The sequence below is a fragment of the Tessaracoccus zhenghani genome, from assembly GCF_054552775.1.
Genome location: NZ_CM137275.1, coordinates 1,033,110 through 1,047,358, shown reverse-complemented (window position 1 = coordinate 1,047,358; position 14,249 = coordinate 1,033,110). Strand labels below are relative to the sequence as shown.

Annotated in this window: 15 protein-coding genes; 13 read left to right on the top strand and 2 right to left on the bottom strand. The window is 69.0% G+C overall.

The genetic code is table 11. The features are described 5' to 3' along the window. Nucleotides 1-44: 44 nt before the first annotated feature. The gene (locus ACX1DX_RS05090; protein WP_459397842.1) at nucleotides 45-956 is read right to left on the bottom strand and encodes an AEC family transporter; all 912 of its coding nucleotides are present in this window, start codon (nucleotides 954-956) and stop codon (nucleotides 45-47) included. A 69-nt stretch (nucleotides 957-1,025) separates the two neighbouring features. On the opposite strand from ACX1DX_RS05090, the gene ACX1DX_RS05085 reads away from it, so the two are divergent. Then, on the top strand, nucleotides 1,026-2,063 hold the full coding sequence (locus ACX1DX_RS05085) for an FKBP-type peptidyl-prolyl cis-trans isomerase (protein ID WP_459397841.1): 1,038 nt from the start codon (nucleotides 1,026-1,028) through the stop codon (nucleotides 2,061-2,063). Here the strand turns inward: ACX1DX_RS05085 and gluQRS are convergent. Next, nucleotides 2,060-2,974 carry a tRNA glutamyl-Q(34) synthetase GluQRS gene (gene gluQRS, locus ACX1DX_RS05080; protein WP_459397840.1) on the bottom strand — a complete coding sequence of 305 codons (915 nt, stop codon included), beginning with the start codon at nucleotides 2,972-2,974 and terminating at the stop codon, nucleotides 2,060-2,062. The genes ACX1DX_RS05085 and gluQRS overlap by 4 nt on opposite strands. A gap of 42 nt (nucleotides 2,975-3,016) precedes the next feature. Between gluQRS and ACX1DX_RS05075 the strand changes: the two genes are divergently transcribed. The 12 genes from ACX1DX_RS05075 to ilvN all read left to right on the top strand — a co-directional run bounded on the left by ACX1DX_RS05075 (nucleotide 3,017) and on the right by ilvN (nucleotide 14,231). Next, nucleotides 3,017-3,949, top strand: a complete 933-nt coding sequence (locus ACX1DX_RS05075) for a helix-turn-helix transcriptional regulator (protein WP_459397839.1) — start codon at nucleotides 3,017-3,019, stop codon at nucleotides 3,947-3,949. Continuing rightward, on the top strand, nucleotides 3,946-4,878 hold the full coding sequence (locus ACX1DX_RS05070) for a helix-turn-helix transcriptional regulator (protein ID WP_459397838.1): 933 nt from the start codon (nucleotides 3,946-3,948) through the stop codon (nucleotides 4,876-4,878). Before ACX1DX_RS05075 ends, ACX1DX_RS05070 begins: the two co-directional genes overlap by 4 nt. 10 nt (nucleotides 4,879-4,888) lie before the next feature. Continuing rightward, nucleotides 4,889-5,074, top strand: a complete 186-nt coding sequence (locus tag ACX1DX_RS05065; RefSeq protein WP_076058440.1) for a hypothetical protein — start codon at nucleotides 4,889-4,891, stop codon at nucleotides 5,072-5,074. A 68-nt stretch (nucleotides 5,075-5,142) separates the two neighbouring features. Further along, nucleotides 5,143-5,367 (top strand): twin-arginine translocase TatA/TatE family subunit, encoded by a 225-nt coding sequence (locus tag ACX1DX_RS05060; RefSeq protein WP_255362881.1) that lies wholly within the window; start codon nucleotides 5,143-5,145, stop codon nucleotides 5,365-5,367. A 2-nt stretch (nucleotides 5,368-5,369) separates the two neighbouring features. Beyond that, nucleotides 5,370-6,239: a twin-arginine translocase subunit TatC gene (tatC, locus tag ACX1DX_RS05055; RefSeq protein WP_459397837.1), complete on the top strand. Its 870-nt coding sequence runs from the start codon at nucleotides 5,370-5,372 to the stop codon at nucleotides 6,237-6,239. Next, nucleotides 6,236-7,150 (top strand): diacylglycerol/lipid kinase family protein, encoded by a 915-nt coding sequence (locus tag ACX1DX_RS05050; protein ID WP_459397836.1) that lies wholly within the window; start codon nucleotides 6,236-6,238, stop codon nucleotides 7,148-7,150. The genes tatC and ACX1DX_RS05050 overlap by 4 nt, the downstream gene beginning before the upstream one ends. 48 nt (nucleotides 7,151-7,198) lie before the next feature. Beyond that, entirely contained in the window at nucleotides 7,199-9,946 is a 2,748-nt protein-coding gene (locus ACX1DX_RS05045) for a DEAD/DEAH box helicase (RefSeq protein WP_459398179.1), read from the top strand. 9 nt (nucleotides 9,947-9,955) lie between these two features. Then, nucleotides 9,956-10,717: an imidazole glycerol phosphate synthase subunit HisF gene (hisF, locus tag ACX1DX_RS05040; RefSeq protein ID WP_459397835.1), complete on the top strand. Its 762-nt coding sequence runs from the start codon at nucleotides 9,956-9,958 to the stop codon at nucleotides 10,715-10,717. Further along, on the top strand, nucleotides 10,714-11,127 hold the full coding sequence (locus ACX1DX_RS05035) for an HIT family protein (protein WP_459019430.1): 414 nt from the start codon (nucleotides 10,714-10,716) through the stop codon (nucleotides 11,125-11,127). The genes hisF and ACX1DX_RS05035 overlap by 4 nt, the downstream gene beginning before the upstream one ends. Nucleotides 11,128-11,244: 117 nt before the next feature. After that, the gene (locus ACX1DX_RS05030) at nucleotides 11,245-11,730 is read left to right on the top strand and encodes an aromatic ring-opening dioxygenase LigA (RefSeq protein WP_458993661.1); all 486 of its coding nucleotides are present in this window, start codon (nucleotides 11,245-11,247) and stop codon (nucleotides 11,728-11,730) included. Between the two features lie 255 nt (nucleotides 11,731-11,985). After that, the gene (locus tag ACX1DX_RS05025) at nucleotides 11,986-13,728 is read left to right on the top strand and encodes an acetolactate synthase large subunit (protein WP_459397834.1); all 1,743 of its coding nucleotides are present in this window, start codon (nucleotides 11,986-11,988) and stop codon (nucleotides 13,726-13,728) included. Next, the gene (ilvN, locus tag ACX1DX_RS05020) at nucleotides 13,725-14,231 is read left to right on the top strand and encodes an acetolactate synthase small subunit (RefSeq protein WP_459019432.1); all 507 of its coding nucleotides are present in this window, start codon (nucleotides 13,725-13,727) and stop codon (nucleotides 14,229-14,231) included. Before ACX1DX_RS05025 ends, ilvN begins: the two co-directional genes overlap by 4 nt. The last annotated feature ends 18 nt before the right edge of the window (nucleotides 14,232-14,249 follow it).

Genomic DNA, 14,249 nt, shown 5'->3' with positions numbered 1-14,249 from the left:
CTCCTGGTGCTGCGAGGGGGATGGGGCTCCGCCAGTGTATCTGTTCAGGTGAGGAAGGCACCGGCGGCCACGATCACCGGCACGCTCAGCAGAGTGGTCCACAGGGTCGTCGCCTGCACCAGCGGGAGGGCGGTGCGGTACCGCATGGCGTGCACGAAGACGACCTGGGCCGTGGGTAGCGCTGCCAGGACGACGGCGGCGCGTAGCGGCGTGCCGGTGAGGCCGAACAGCAGGGACAGGCCGAGTGCCACCCCCGGCACCACGAAAGACTTCGTCGCGATGGCGGCCACGGTCAGCCGGGGCAGCCTGTTCAGGGCGGGCAGGGGAGTGGAGTGGAACGACATGCCGAAGGCCAGCAGCATGGCGGGAATACCCAGCTCTGCCATCAGCACCAGGGGATCCCAGAGGACGATGGGTGGTTGCCACGCACTGAGGTTCAGCGCCAGGCCGATGACTCCCCCCAGTACGAGGGGATGGGTGAGGAAGCTGCGGACCACCGAACGGCCACGGCCCGCCGGCGTCGACTCGAGCACCGCCACCGCAGTGGGTTGCAGGATCAGCACCTGGAGCAGCATCGCGGGTGCGGCCCACGCTGCGTCGCCCAGCACGTAGGCGGCGATGGAGATGCCCAGGTTGCCGGCGTTGACGTAACTCGTGGCCAGATATGCGACGGCACCCTCCGCACGGGTGGCGCCCCACCGTCGCACCATCGTGATGGAGAAGGCGAGGCCGGTGAGGACACAGGCCAGCCCGAAGGCCAGCACGTGGGGGCCGATCAGCAGGTCGAGGTCCGCCCCCGCCACGGCCACCAACACCAGGGCGGGCTGGCCCACGTAGAACGCCACGTCGCCCAGCACCTTCTGCGCCGAGCGGCCGGTGACCCGGGTGCGGGCCAGCAGATATCCGACGGCGACGACGATGCCGATCGTCGTGAATCCCTGCAGCGCCGCCCACATGCGCAGAAGACTACGCCCAGGCTTCACCGTGGTTTCAGCGGTCTTGTCGGGGTCGGCTACGATTCCCCCGTGACTTTCTCCGCCAAAACGCTGCGTCGCATGCTGGCCGCCGTCGGTATCGCCTCGCTGATCACCCTGTCCGCCTGTGGCTCCGCCGACCCCACCACCGAGCCGGAGGTGTCGCCCTCGGCGTCGGTCTCCGCTGAGCCGAGTGCGGAGGCGTCGCCGAGCGTCGAGGCATCACCGAGCGCCGAAGAGAGTCCCCAGCCCACCATCACCCCCTCCGCGGACCTGAGCGCCGTCGAGGTCGTCGACGGCGACGTTCCGGAGGTCAAGATCCCCGCCCCGTGGGGCATCGAGAAGACCCAGGCGGACGTGCTGAAGGAGGGTGAGAGCGCGCAGGCGCTCACCGACACGTCGGTGGTCACCATCAACTACATGGGCGTCAACGGCACCACCGGTGAGGTGTTCGACAGCTCCTACGAGCGCGGCGAGCCCGCCACCTTCTCGCTCGAGCAGGTCGTGCCCGGGTTCCAGAAGGGGCTCTCCGGCCAGAAGGTCGGCTCCCGCGTGCTGATCGGCATGGTTCCCGAGGACGGCTACGGCGAGGGCAACCCCGGCGCCGGCATCGAAGCAGGCACGTCGTTGGTCTTCCTCGTCGACATCATCTCGTCGAACTTCTCCGAGGCCGTGGGCGAAGAGGTTCCCCCGGCCGAGGGCATGCCCACCGTCACGATGAAGGACGGCAAGCCCGAGATCGTCGTCCCGGCCGGAGTTGCGGCTCCCACAGAGCTGCGCGCCCAGCCGCTGATCACGGGCCCGGGTGCCGCCATCACCGCAGAGTCGACCGTCCAGGTCCAGTACCGCGCGTTCAACTATGCCGACGGCACCATCTGGCAGGACGCCTGGGCGCCGCAGTCGGGCAAGCTCTCCAGCCTCATCGAGGGCTGGAAGCAGGGCCTGGTCGGCAAGACGGCCGGCTCCCGCGTGCTGCTCGTCGTGCCGCCCGCGCTGGCGTTCCCCGACGGTCTGCCGGAGGCCACCCCGCCGCTCGAGGCCGGCCAGACGCTGGTCTACGTGATCGACATCCTGGACGTGCAGAACTAGTCCGCAAGGACCTCTCCGGGCACCAACGCCCGGTCGGAGGACCGCCACACGGCACCCGAGAAGAAGCGCTGATCGCCCGGCATGGCGGCCAGCGCTTCTTCTGTTGTCCGGCACGGGCCCAGTCCGAGCGAACTGCTGAGCTGCGCCAGGACGTCGGCAGGTGGGAGCGGGGCGAGGTCGGCGAGGGTGACCGCACCGTCGCGTTTGGCGAGCCGTTGCCCCTCCTCGTTGACCACCAGCCCGATGTGCGCGTACGTGGCCGGGGTGCCGCCGAGTTGCCGGGTGAGCCACGCCTGTCGCGGCGCCGAGCTGAGGAGGTCGTCGCCCCTGGTGATGTGGGTGACGCCCATCCCGATGTCGTCGACCACCACCGCCAGGTTGTAGGCGAAGGCGCCGTCACCGCGCACCAGCACGAAGTCGTCGACGACGCCCTCCACCCGCCCTGCGTGCACATCCTCGACGGTGAACGTGGCGCCCCCGGAATCCGCCCGCAGGGCGGGCCTCCGGGTGGCGCGGCGCTCGGCTCGTTCCGAGGCCGTCAACCGCCGGCAGGTGCCGGGGTAGGCCCGGTACCCGTCGTGTGGTGCGGAGGCGGCCTCCGCGATCTCCCGGCGGCTGCAGAAACACTCGTAGGTGGGGAGGCTGCGCACGGCGTCGCGGTACAGGCCCAGCCGCTCGGACTGGCGCACCACCTCGCCGTCCCACTCCAACCCCAGGGCCAGCAGGTCTGCCAGGTTCCGCGCCTCCGCGGCGTCGGCGGCCCGCACCCGCTCGGCATCCAGGTCCTCGACGCGCATCAGCCACCGGCCGCCCGCAGAACGGGCGAGAAGCCACCCGGCCAGGGCGGTGCGCAGGTTCCCCAGGTGGAGGTCCGAGGTGGGGCTCGGCGCGTATCGGTCGATATGTGGCATGGGGTCCATGATGCCGCCTCCGCACCCGGTACCCTGAGCCGCATGTCAGCGAGGAAATCGGAGCGGCTTGTCAACCTGCTCATAGCGCTGCTCAGCACCCGTCGGTTCCTGACGAAACAGGAACTACGTGAGACGGTCGAGGGCTATCGGCTCTCCGCGAGCGACAGCGCCTTTGAACGCCAGTTCGAGCGTGACAAGGAAGAACTGCGCAACATCGGGGTGCTGATCGAAACCGGCTCCAACGATCCGTTCTTCGACGACGAGGAGGGGTACCGGATCAACCGGTCAGAGTTCGAACTCCCGCCGCTGGATTTCACGCCCGAGGAACTCTCCGCGCTCGGCCTCGCCGGTCAGGTCTGGCAGGACACGGTGGCGGCGGACCACACGGCCCAGGCCTTCGAGGCGCTGCGTGCCGGCGGCGCGGCACCGGACCCCACCCTGGTGCCCCGGATGCGCCCGCTCCTGGCCGTGGCAGAGCCGAGCTTCGACGTGCTCTACGACGCCATCCTGCGTCGCGTCGAGGTGACGTTCGGCTATGCCGGGGAGGAGCGTCGGCTGCAGCCCTGGAAGATGCTGCAGCGCCGCGGCCACTGGTACGTGTTCGGGTTCGATCCGGACCGTCAGGCGGACCGCTTCTTCAAATTGTCGCGCTTCACCGGCGAGGCCCTGGCCCACGGCAAGGCGGGTGCCTACACCGTCCCTGATGATGTGGGGGAGCGCTCCCAACGGCTCGCGCCGCCCGGCGCCAGCACCGCCGTCGTCGCAGTGCGCGAAGGCGCCCCGCACGAATTCCCCCACCCGGAGGCCGTGGCCCACGCGGGAGTCCCCGAGGGCTTCACCGCCTACCGGGTCAGCCTCTCCACCGATGACGCGATCGTCGGCGAGGTGGCCGCGGCGGGCCCAGACATGATCCTCCTCGACCCGCCGGAGCTCCGCGCCGCGGTGATCGAGCGACTGCGGGCGGTGGCATCGTGAGGTCCGAGGAACAGCTTGCGCGGCTCCTGCGGTTGGTGCCGTACCTGTCCTCCCACCCCGGTATCGAGGTGGCGAAGGTGGCTGAGGAGTTCGGCGTGACGCCACGCCAGGTGATCAGGGACCTCGAGGTGCTGCAGTTCTGCGGCCTGCCGGGCGGGTACTTCGACGACCTCTTCGACGTCGACATCGACGTGGTGCGCGAGGAGGGACACATCGACTTCCGCAACGCCGACGTCCTGGCCCGGCCGCTGCGGTTGCGCCCGGCGGAAGCCGCGGGCCTGCTGGCCGCACTGCGGCTCGTCGTCGACGTCGCGGGCAGGTCCGACGCGGCCGCGAGCGCGCTGAAGAAGCTGGAGGCGGCCGTGGGGGAGGCCGACGCCCACGTCAGCGTGGCGGTGGAGTCGACCGATCCGCAGCGGCGCGCGGCGCTGAGCCGGGCCGTCGAACAGCGACGCGCAGTGCAACTGGAGTACCGCACCACCGGCAGGCAGGGGACCACCACTGCCGTGGTCGAGCCCGCCAGGCTGAACCTGGTGGACGGCTACACCTATCTCGACGCGTGGAGCAGGTCACGCCAGGCCTGGCGCAGCTACCGGCTGGACCGGGTCGTCGCCGTCGAGGTGCTCGACGAGGTGGCCGGCGACCACGGGGCACCCCCGGACGGCTGGTTCGACGACGTGCCGGACCGGCTCACGCTGACGGTGGAGCCCTCGGCGCGCTGGATCGCGGAGTACTTCCCGACCGTGGGCGTCGAGGACCTGGGCGACAGGGTGGCCGTCACGTTCCCCGTCGCGTCGCACGACTGGGCCGTTTCGCTCATCCTGCGCCTCGGCGGCGCGGTGCTGGACGTGTCCGACGATAGGGTCGCCCAGGCAGCCAAGGTGAAGGCAGGCAGGGCCCTTGCTGGATATCCCGAGGTCGTCCGGTAGCATTTCGCCCGTGATCTGGGTTGTTGTTGTCGGCGCGCTCGCCCTTGCAGGTGTGGTGGCGCTGGTCATCCACGCCGTGTCGCTGGGCCACAAGGCCGCAGACGTCAAGGCCGAGATCACCGTGTTGAACGAGCGGCGCGCCGAACTGCGCACGCTGCTCGGTCAGCTTGAGAGAACCCCTGCACAGCGCGACTAGACTGTGAGGGCAGAACAGGTGACGCCTCCCGTCGCCTAAGAAAGGGACCAATGCCTACTTTGTTGTTCATGGGCGGCTGGGAATGGGTGATCATTCTCGTTGTCGCGCTGCTGCTTTTCGGCGGCTCGCGTCTTGCCGGTGTCGGTAAGGGCATGGGACGCTCCATCCGCGAATTCAAGGAAGAGGTCAAGGGTGTCGAGGGCGAGGGTGGTGCAACGCGTCACGACGAGGTCGTCGACGCCGAGATCGTCCAGCCTGAGATCGATCACGACCGGAAGCCGCGCGAAAGCTGATCATGTCGGCCGCAACTGCTGAGCCAGCCACCGAGGGCCGGTTCGCCTGGCTGCGGCCACCGAAGGGTGGCCCCGGCGGGACGATGTCGATCTGGGACCACCTGCGGGAACTCCGCTACCGGGTCACCATTGCCGCCATCGCGATCGTCCTCGCCGGTTCCTTCTCGATCATCTTCTACAAGCAGCTGGTACTGCTGATCATGGCGCCCTGGAACCGGGCCCGCACCGCCCTCGAAGAGGCCCGGCCCGGAGCCAGCCTCATGGTGGTCAACAACGGCGTGACCAGTTCCTTCACCTTCGCCGTGGTGCTGTGCGTGGTGGCCGGCATCATCCTGTCCACCCCCATCTGGGTCTACCAGCTGTGGGCCTTCATAGCCCCCGGCCTGGTGGCCAAGGAGAAGAAGTACGCGATCGGGTTCATCGCCGCTGCCACTCCGCTGTTCCTCGGCGGGTGCGCACTCGGTTACTACATCTGGCCCAAGGGCATTGAGGTGCTGTTGAGCTTCACGCCACAGGACATGGGCATCACCAACATGCAGGACATGGCGGAGTTCCTCAAGATGGAGATCCAGATCATTCTGGTCTTCGGCCTGAGCTTCCTGCTGCCCGTGGTCGTCGTGGCGCTGAACATGGCCAACGTCGTGCGGGGCTACCAGCTCAAGAGAGCCCGCAAGTTCGTGATGTTCGGCAGCGTCGTGCTCGCGGCCGTGGCCACGCCCACCACAGATCCCTTCTCGATGCTGTCGCTGGCGCTGCCGGTGTCCGGCATGTTCCTGATCGCGGAGCTGATCTGCCGGATTTCAGACAAGCGCAAGGGCATCACCGAGGAAACGGTCGCCGAATACGCGATCGACCTGGAAGACGGCAAGTGACCGGTGAGGTTGCCAAACGCCGCCTCGTCAGCGTCGTGTGCAACGAAGCCTCCGGCGGCGGTCGTGCCGGCCGTGCCCTTCCCGGCGTCGCCCGCCAGTTGCGCGACGGCCTCACCGGCGCAGACCTGCACATCGTCACCTCCACGTCCTACGAGCAGGCCCGGGACCTGACGCGTTCGCTCGCCCTGCAGGCCCGTCCCGGCGACGTGGTGGCGGTCATGGGTGGCGACGGCATGGCCCATCTGGGTCTCAACGCCTGCGCCGAAACCGATGCGACGCTCGCGGTCATCCCCGCCGGCACCGGCAACGACTTCGCCCGGGGCGCCGGCGTTCCCGGCTCGATCAAGGAGGCCACCGAGGCTCTGGTGCACGGCACCACGCGCACGATGGACCTGTCCCTGCTCACCAATTCCGCTGGTTCCCGGTACGTCGGTGCGGTCGTCTCCAGCGGCTACGACGCCCGGGTCAACCGCGCCACCAACGACATCCACCTCCGGTTCGGGCCACTCAGCTACGGCTACATCGCCCTGCGCGAGTTGGCGCACTTCTCGCCGCTCAGGTACCGGCTGGTGATCGACGGCACTCCCCGCGAGGTGGAGGCCATGCTGGTGGCCGTCTGCAACACCGGCGTGTTCGGCGGAGGCATGCAGATCTCTCCGGACGCCGACCCCGCGGACGGGCTCCTGGATGTCACCATCATCCACAAGGCGTCACGCGGGAAACTGCTGCGGCTGCTGCCCCTCACCTACACGGGCGGCTTCGTCTCCTCACCGGTGGTGGAGAGGTTCCAGGCACGCACCGTCGAGGTGGACGGGGCAGGGCTGTTCCTCATGGGCGACGGCGAGGAGATGGGCGAGGTGCCGGCCACCGTCGAGTGCCGCCCCGGGGTGCTGCGCCTCATCGTCGCCTGACCAGGGCGCACGGCACGCTGCTAGGTTGGGTGGGTGAGCACTGACGCCCTGCCCGACGAGGTGCGCGAGTTCGCCGCCCTCTACCCGTTCGGCCTGGACGAGTACCAGCTCGACGGGTGCCGCGAGCTGGCCCTGGGCCGTGGGGTTCTGGTGGCCGCCCCGACGGGGGCGGGCAAGACCGTGGTGGGTGAGTTCGCCGTGCACCTGGCCATCGCCGAGTCGCGCAAGTGCTTCTACACCACGCCCATCAAGGCGCTCTCCAATCAGAAGTACCACGACCTCGTGGACCGCTACGGACCGGAGAGGGTCGGCCTGCTGACCGGCGACACGTCCGTCAACGGCGACGCCCAGATCGTCGTGATGACCACCGAGGTGTTGCGCAACATGATCTACGCGGCATCCCCGACGCTGGGCAACCTCGGTTTCGTGGTCATGGACGAGGTGCATTACCTCGCGGACCGATTCCGCGGACCCGTGTGGGAGGAGGTCATCCTCGGGCTGGCCGAATCGGTGCAGATCGTGGCGTTGTCGGCCACCGTGAGCAACGTCGAGGATTTCGGCGAATGGCTGCGCACCGTGCGCGGCGAGTTCTCCATCGTGGTTTCCGAGCGCCGACCCGTCCCGCTGTACCAACACGTCCTGGTGGGGCGGCGCCTCATCGACCTGTTCGACGGTGTGGCGCCGACGGCCTCCGAGCTCCCGGCAGAGCGCCTGGCCAGGGTGAACCGCGAACTCCTCCAGGTGAGCAGGTCGGAGGCCACCCGCGTGCGCGACGACTCCCGGCGCCCCCGGGGGCGCAGCGGCAGAGGCAAGTCCGTGCCGGGTCAGGGATCGGGCCAGTATGGGGGGGCCACCCATCCGAAGTTCGCCGGGCGCCCCACCAGCCGCGGAGAGGTGGCGATCGCGCTCGAGCGGGCGTCCCTGCTTCCGGCGATCTACTTCATCTTCTCCCGCGTGGGTTGCGACGCGGCCGTGCGGCAGGTCTACGACGCCGGCATCATGCTGACCGACAGGGCGGAGGCCGGCCTCCTGGGAATCATCGCGGACCGCCACGTGGCGGGTCTCAGCGCCGAGGACCTGGAGGCGCTGCGCTACGAGGAGTTCCGCGAGGCGCTCACCGCCGGGGTCGCGGCGCACCATGCGGGCCAGCTGCCCGCGTTCAAGGCCATCGTCGAGGAGGCCTTCATCACCGGGGCCCTCAAGGTGGTCTTCGCCACCGAAACCCTCGCCCTGGGCATCAACATGCCGGCCCGGACCGTGGTGCTGGAGAAGCTGGTCAAGTACAACGGCGAGAGTCACGCGGACATCACCCCTGGGGAGTACACGCAGCTCACCGGGCGCGCGGGGCGTCGCGGCATCGACGTGGAGGGTCACGCCGTCGTCCTGTGGCAGCCCGGCATGGACCCGCGGGCGGTGGCCGGCCTGGCTTCGCGCCGCACCTACCCGCTGAAATCCAGCTTCGCCCCCACCTACAACATGGCCGTCAACCTCATGGCCACGCTGGGACGCGAGCGGGCGCGGGACCTGCTCAACCAGTCCTTCGCCCAGTTCCAGACGGACAAGTCGGTGGTCACGGCAGCGCGCGTCGGTCGGCAGCTCCAGGCGGACCTGGACCGCGCGGCGGTCGCGCTCGAATGCCACCTGGGCGACTTCATGAGCTACGCGCGCATCAGGGACGAGATCTCTCGGCTCGAGGCCTCCTCGTCCAAGTCGCGCCGGGTAGAGCAGAGCGAGGTCGCGGCGGAGAGCCTCACCACCCTCCTGCCCGGCGACATCGTCCACGTGCCCGGGCAGGGGTGGTCGGTGGTGCTGCGCGTGGGCCAGAAGGCCCACCGCGACGCCGAACCATGGGCGCAGATCATCTCGGGGGACCACACCGTGCTGAAGCTGCAGCCGCACGACCTCACCGGCCCGATCAGCCCCGTGGGACGGGTTCGGGTGCCACGCGACTTTTCGGTGCGGGACCGCAAGGACCGCCGCTCGCTGCTGTCGGCGATGTCGGCCAAGGTGGAGGCGCTGGATCCGGATGTGCCCGTCAGGGCGCAGCGCAGCGACGACGCGGTGGAGCGGGAGATCAGGCAGCTCCGGGCGGACCTTCGGGCCCATCCATGCCACGACTGCCCGGAGCGCGAGCTGCACGCTGTGGAGGCCGCACGGGTGCTGCGCCTCGAACGCGAGGCGACGCGTGCGGAGGCCGAGGTGAGTGGACGGGCCAACTCGTTGGCGCGGCAGTTCGACCGTGTGACCGCGGTGCTGGAAGACCTGGGCTACCTCGACGGCGATGAGCTGACCGATGCCGGCCGCATGCTGCGCCGGATCTACAACGAGCTGGACCTGGTGGCCGCCGAGTGCGTCCGCCGCGACATCTTCGCCGGGCTCACGCCCCCGCAGCTGGCCGCGGTGCTGTCCACGTTGCTGTACGAGTCGCGGCCCACGCGGGACGCGGCGCCGCCGCGGATGCCGGACGCCGCGTCGGAGCGGGCCCAGTCCGAGCTGCGCACGGTCTGGCGCGAGGTGGGCCTGTTGGAGCGCCAGCACCAGCGCGACCGCGGGCGCGAGCCGGACATCGGGTTCGCCGAGGCGGCGTGGCGGTGGGCCAGCGGACAGGACCTGGCGAAGGTGCTCCGGCACACGAGTCTCTCGGCGGGTGACTTCGTGCGGTGGGTGCGCCAGGTGATCGACCTTGCCGGCCAGCTGGCCACTGCCACGGGCCCAGGCGATCTGCGCCGGACGTGTCACGAGGCGGCGGACGCGATGCGCCGCGGCGTGGTGGCGGCCGACCTGACGGAGGATTAGGTTAGGCGCATGGCCGTAGCCCTGCGCGTGATTCCCTGCCTCGACGTTCACGACGGCAGGGTGGTCAAGGGCGTCAACTTCCGGCACCTGCGGGATGCGGGCGACCCTGTCGAGTTGGCCTCGCGCTATTCGGCGGCCGGGGCCGATGAGTTGACGTTCCTGGACATCTCCGCGTCGTCGGACGGGCGCGCGACCACCCGCGACATGGTGGCGCGGTGCGCCGAGACCGTGTTCATCCCTCTGACGGTGGGCGGTGGGGTCCGCGAGGTCGCGGACGTGGATCTGCTTCTCCGCAGCGGGGCGGACAAGGTGGGCATCAACACCGGTGCGCTGGCGCGTCCGGGCGTGATCGACGAGATCTCGCGGACCTTCGGAGACCAGGTGCTTGTGCTCTCCCTGGACGCGCGCCGCGAGGAGGGCATGCCGTCGGGCTTCGGGGTCACCACGCATGGGGGCCGGCGCTCCGCCGGCGTGGACGCCATCGCCTGGGCGAAGGAGGCCTGTGGGCGGGGGGTGGGGGAGATCCTCCTCAACTCCATGGACGCCGACGGAACCACGGACGGGTTCGACATCGAGATGATCCGGGCCGTGCGGGCGGTGGTCGACGTGCCGCTCATCGCCTCCGGGGGGGCCGGGACGGTGGAGCACTTCGTCGCCGCGGCGGAGGCCGGCGCCGACGCCGTGCTCGCTGCCAGCGTCTTCCACTACGCCACGCTCACGATCGACGAGGTCAAGGCGGGCCTGCGCGCGGCGGGCTTCGAGGTGAGATGAGAGAGGGAAGCATGGACTGCCTGTTCTGCGCCATCGTCGCGGGGGAGATCCCGGCGCGGATGATCTACGAGGACGATGCGGCGATCGCCTTCCTCGACATTCAGCCCTGGCAGGAGGGACACGCGCTGGTGGTGCCGCGCCGCCACACCGTCGACGCCCTCTCCGACGATGCGGTCCTCGCCGAGATCGGACCGGCCGTGGCGCGCGTGGGCAGGCTCCTGAAGGAGCGCCTCGGGGCGGATGCGTGCAACATCCTCTCCAACGCCGGGCCGGTGTCCGGGCAGGAGGTGCTGCACACCCACGTGCACGTACTACCGCGGTACGCGGACAATCCCGGTATCGGCGGGATGCGGGGCCCTGTTGCCTCCGACCTCGACGCGGTGTGGGCGACGGTGACCCGGAGGGGGTAACACCCGCTGCGCGTCTTAATACCACCCCCCCCGTTGGGGTCAAGAGAGGCTGTACTAGATTGACGTCTGTCATCGGGACGCCGACGCGTCCCCCACAGATACAGAAGGGGACCTCACATGAAGGCCACCAAGATCGCCGGGATCGTCTCGATCGTCGCCGGCATCGTCATGATTGTTGCCGGCGCCCTCACCTGGGGCACCGTCAGCTCGCAGCTCGCCGCCGAGAACATCACGGTGCCCGGCGACTCCACGTTCATGGGCGGCGCCTACGCGGGCAAGACCGTCTCCGGTCCGGTCACCGCGTATGCGCAGGCGGAGATCATCAACGTCCACTCCCTCGCCGGCGCCGACGGCAAGACCTACGCCGAGCTCGGCGCCCTGGCCCGGGAAGCCAAGGAGGCCGGTGACACCGAGGCAGCCGAGGCCTACACCGCTCAGAAAACCAGAGCCATGAACGGTTCCTTCCTCCGCGCGTCGCTGTTCACCTCCGTCGTGTCCTACGGCGTGGCCGCACTGGTCATCGGGCTGGGCTTCCTCTTCGCCGTCATCGGCTGGGCCCTGACCACCATCCGCACCGTCGAGGGTCGCCCCGTCACCGAGTGACCTTGTCGACCCCGTGAGACGGCGGCCCGGACATGCGTCCGGGTCGCCGTCTTACATTGTGGAAGACCCGCCGGGATCGCTTGACAGGGTGCCGATCACGGGCAAAGGTGTACCCATGCCCATGAGCTGGCTCGTCGTAATTCCCTAAGCGCTTCACGTCACCACAGACCGAAGCGCTCCCTCGTGTGCCCGATACGGGCGGCGGGGGTTTTTTCTTGGGATGACCCAGGCGAGCAATCACGGAAGGGAGAGGCAATGACGCAGAAGGACGGTCAAGTCATGACGGGGGCGCAGGCGCTCGTCGAATCGCTGGAACGGATGGGTGTCGACGTAGCTTTCGGCATTCCGGGCGGCGCCATTCTTCCCCTCTACGACCCCCTCTTCGATTCGACGATCCGCCACATCCTGGTGCGCCACGAGCAGGGCGGCGGCCACGCCGCCGAGGGGTACGCCATGAGCTCCGGCCGGGTGGGCGTGTGCATCGCGACGTCCGGCCCAGGCGCCACCAACCTGGTCACGCCCATCGCCAACGCGTACATGGACTCCACGCCGCTGGTGGCGATCACCGGCCAGGTGAACAGCCACTCCATCGGCACCGACGCCTTCCAGGAAGCTGACATCCGCGGCATCACGATGCCGATCACGAAGCACAGCTACCTCGTCAAGGAGGTCGGCGGGATCCCGCGCGCGATCCAGGAGGCCTTCCACATCGCCGCCACGGGCCGTCCGGGGCCGGTGCTCGTCGACATCGCCAAGGACGCGCTGACCAACTCGGCGCCGTTCATCTGGCCGGAGACGCTCGACCTGCCCGGCTACAAGCCGACGATCCGTCCGCATTCGCGGCAGATCCGGGCGGCGGCGAAGATGATCTCCGAGGCCAAGCGCCCCGTGCTCTACATCGGTGGCGGCGTCACCCTTTCCCGGGCGCACGAGGAACTGGCCGAGTTCGTCGAGAAGACCCGCATCCCCGTGGTGACCACGTTGATGGCGCGTGGTGCGTTGCCGGATTCGCACGAGCTCAACATGGGGATGCCCGGCATGCACGGCACCGTCGCAGCCGTGGGCGCGCTGCAGAAGGCCGATCTCCTCATCGCGCTGGGGACCCGGTTCGACGACCGCGTCACCGGCAAGCTGGACAGCTTCGCCATGGGGGCCAAGATCATCCACGCAGACGTGGACCCGGCAGAGATCGGCAAGAACAAGCCGGTCGACATCCCGATCGTGGGCGACGTCAAGCAGACGCTCGTCCAGCTCAACGAGGCCATCCAGGCGTACCCGGCCCCTGAGGCGGACGCCTGGCGTCACCGCCTCGCCACCATGAAGGCTCGCTACCAGCCCCGTTGGGACGAGGCGCCCGACGGCCGGCTGTCCCCGCAGGAGGTGATCCAGCGGATCGGTCAACTGAGCCCGTCGGACACCATCTACGTCTCCGGCGTGGGCCAGCACCAGATGTGGTGCGCGCACTTCCTACCGCACGAGAAGCCGGGCACCTGGATCAACTCCGGCGGAGCCGGAACCATGGGATTCTGCGTGCCCGCCGCCATGGGCGCCAAGGTGGCCAACCCGGACACGACGGTGTGGGGCATCGACGGGGACGGCTGCTTCCAGATGACCAACCAGGAGCTCGTCACCTGCGCGCTCAACAACATCCCGATCAAGATCGCCATCATCAACAACAACGCGCTCGGCATGGTGCGCCAGTGGCAGTCGCTGTTCTACGAGGGCCGGTATTCCAACACGGACCTGTCGACGGACTCCCTGCCCAACTTCCCGAAGCTCGCTGAGGCGATGGGATGCGTGGGTCTGCGGGCCACCAACGAGGTGGAGATGGAAGCCGCGATCCAGCAGGCGCTGGAGATCAACGACCGCCCGGTCGTCGTCGAATTCGTGGTCCACAAGGACGCGATGGTGTGGCCGATGGTGCCCGCCGGTGTCAGCAACGATGAGATCCGCGTGGCCCGCGACATGGCCCCCGAGTGGGAAGAGGAAGTGCTGTGAAGAACCACACCCTGAGCATCCTGGTGTCCAACCGCCCAGGCGTGCTGACCCGGATAGCTGCGCTCTTCTCGCGTCGCGGGTTCAACATCCAGTCACTCGCGGTCGGGCCCACCGAGCGCGAGGAGGTGTCGCGGATGACGGTGGTGGCGCAGGTCGAGGACGACGCCACCCTCGAGCAGATCGTCAAGCAGCTGAACAAGCTCATCGAGGTGCGCAAGGTCCTCGAGCTGGGTACCTCGGCCGTGCGTCGCGAGATGATGCTGGTCAAGGTCCGGGCGGACGTCACCTCCCGCAGCCAGGTCATCGACGTGGTCAGCCTGTTCCGCGGCAAGGCCGTGGACGTGTCGGCCGAATCGATCACGGTCGAGGCCACGGGCAGCGACGAGAAGCTCGCCGCCCTCCTCGAGATGCTCGCGCCGCACGGGATCATCGAGCTGGTGCAGTCCGGACAGGTGGCGCTCACCCGGGGCGCCCGGAGCATGTCAGAACACAAAGCGAAGTAACACAGCACTCAAAAGGAG

What these genes read in the sequence shown, in the direction of transcription:
- ACX1DX_RS05090 (WP_459397842.1), bottom strand. Translation starts at nt 956, where the DNA reads ATGTGGGCGGCGCTGCAGGGATTCACGACGATCGGCATCGTCGTCGCC.
- ACX1DX_RS05035 (WP_459019430.1), top strand. Translation starts at nt 10,714, where the DNA reads ATGAGAGAGGGAAGCATGGACTGCCTGTTCTGCGCCATCGTCGCGGGG.
- gluQRS (WP_459397840.1), bottom strand. Translation starts at nt 2,974, where the DNA reads ATGCCACATATCGACCGATACGCGCCGAGCCCCACCTCGGACCTCCAC.
- hisF (WP_459397835.1), top strand. Translation starts at nt 9,956, where the DNA reads ATGGCCGTAGCCCTGCGCGTGATTCCCTGCCTCGACGTTCACGACGGC.
- ACX1DX_RS05060 (WP_255362881.1), top strand. Translation starts at nt 5,143, where the DNA reads ATGGGCGGCTGGGAATGGGTGATCATTCTCGTTGTCGCGCTGCTGCTT.
- tatC (WP_459397837.1), top strand. Translation starts at nt 5,370, where the DNA reads ATGTCGGCCGCAACTGCTGAGCCAGCCACCGAGGGCCGGTTCGCCTGG.
- ACX1DX_RS05075 (WP_459397839.1), top strand. Translation starts at nt 3,017, where the DNA reads ATGTCAGCGAGGAAATCGGAGCGGCTTGTCAACCTGCTCATAGCGCTG.
- ACX1DX_RS05025 (WP_459397834.1), top strand. Translation starts at nt 11,986, where the DNA reads ATGACGCAGAAGGACGGTCAAGTCATGACGGGGGCGCAGGCGCTCGTC.
- ACX1DX_RS05030 (WP_458993661.1), top strand. Translation starts at nt 11,245, where the DNA reads ATGAAGGCCACCAAGATCGCCGGGATCGTCTCGATCGTCGCCGGCATC.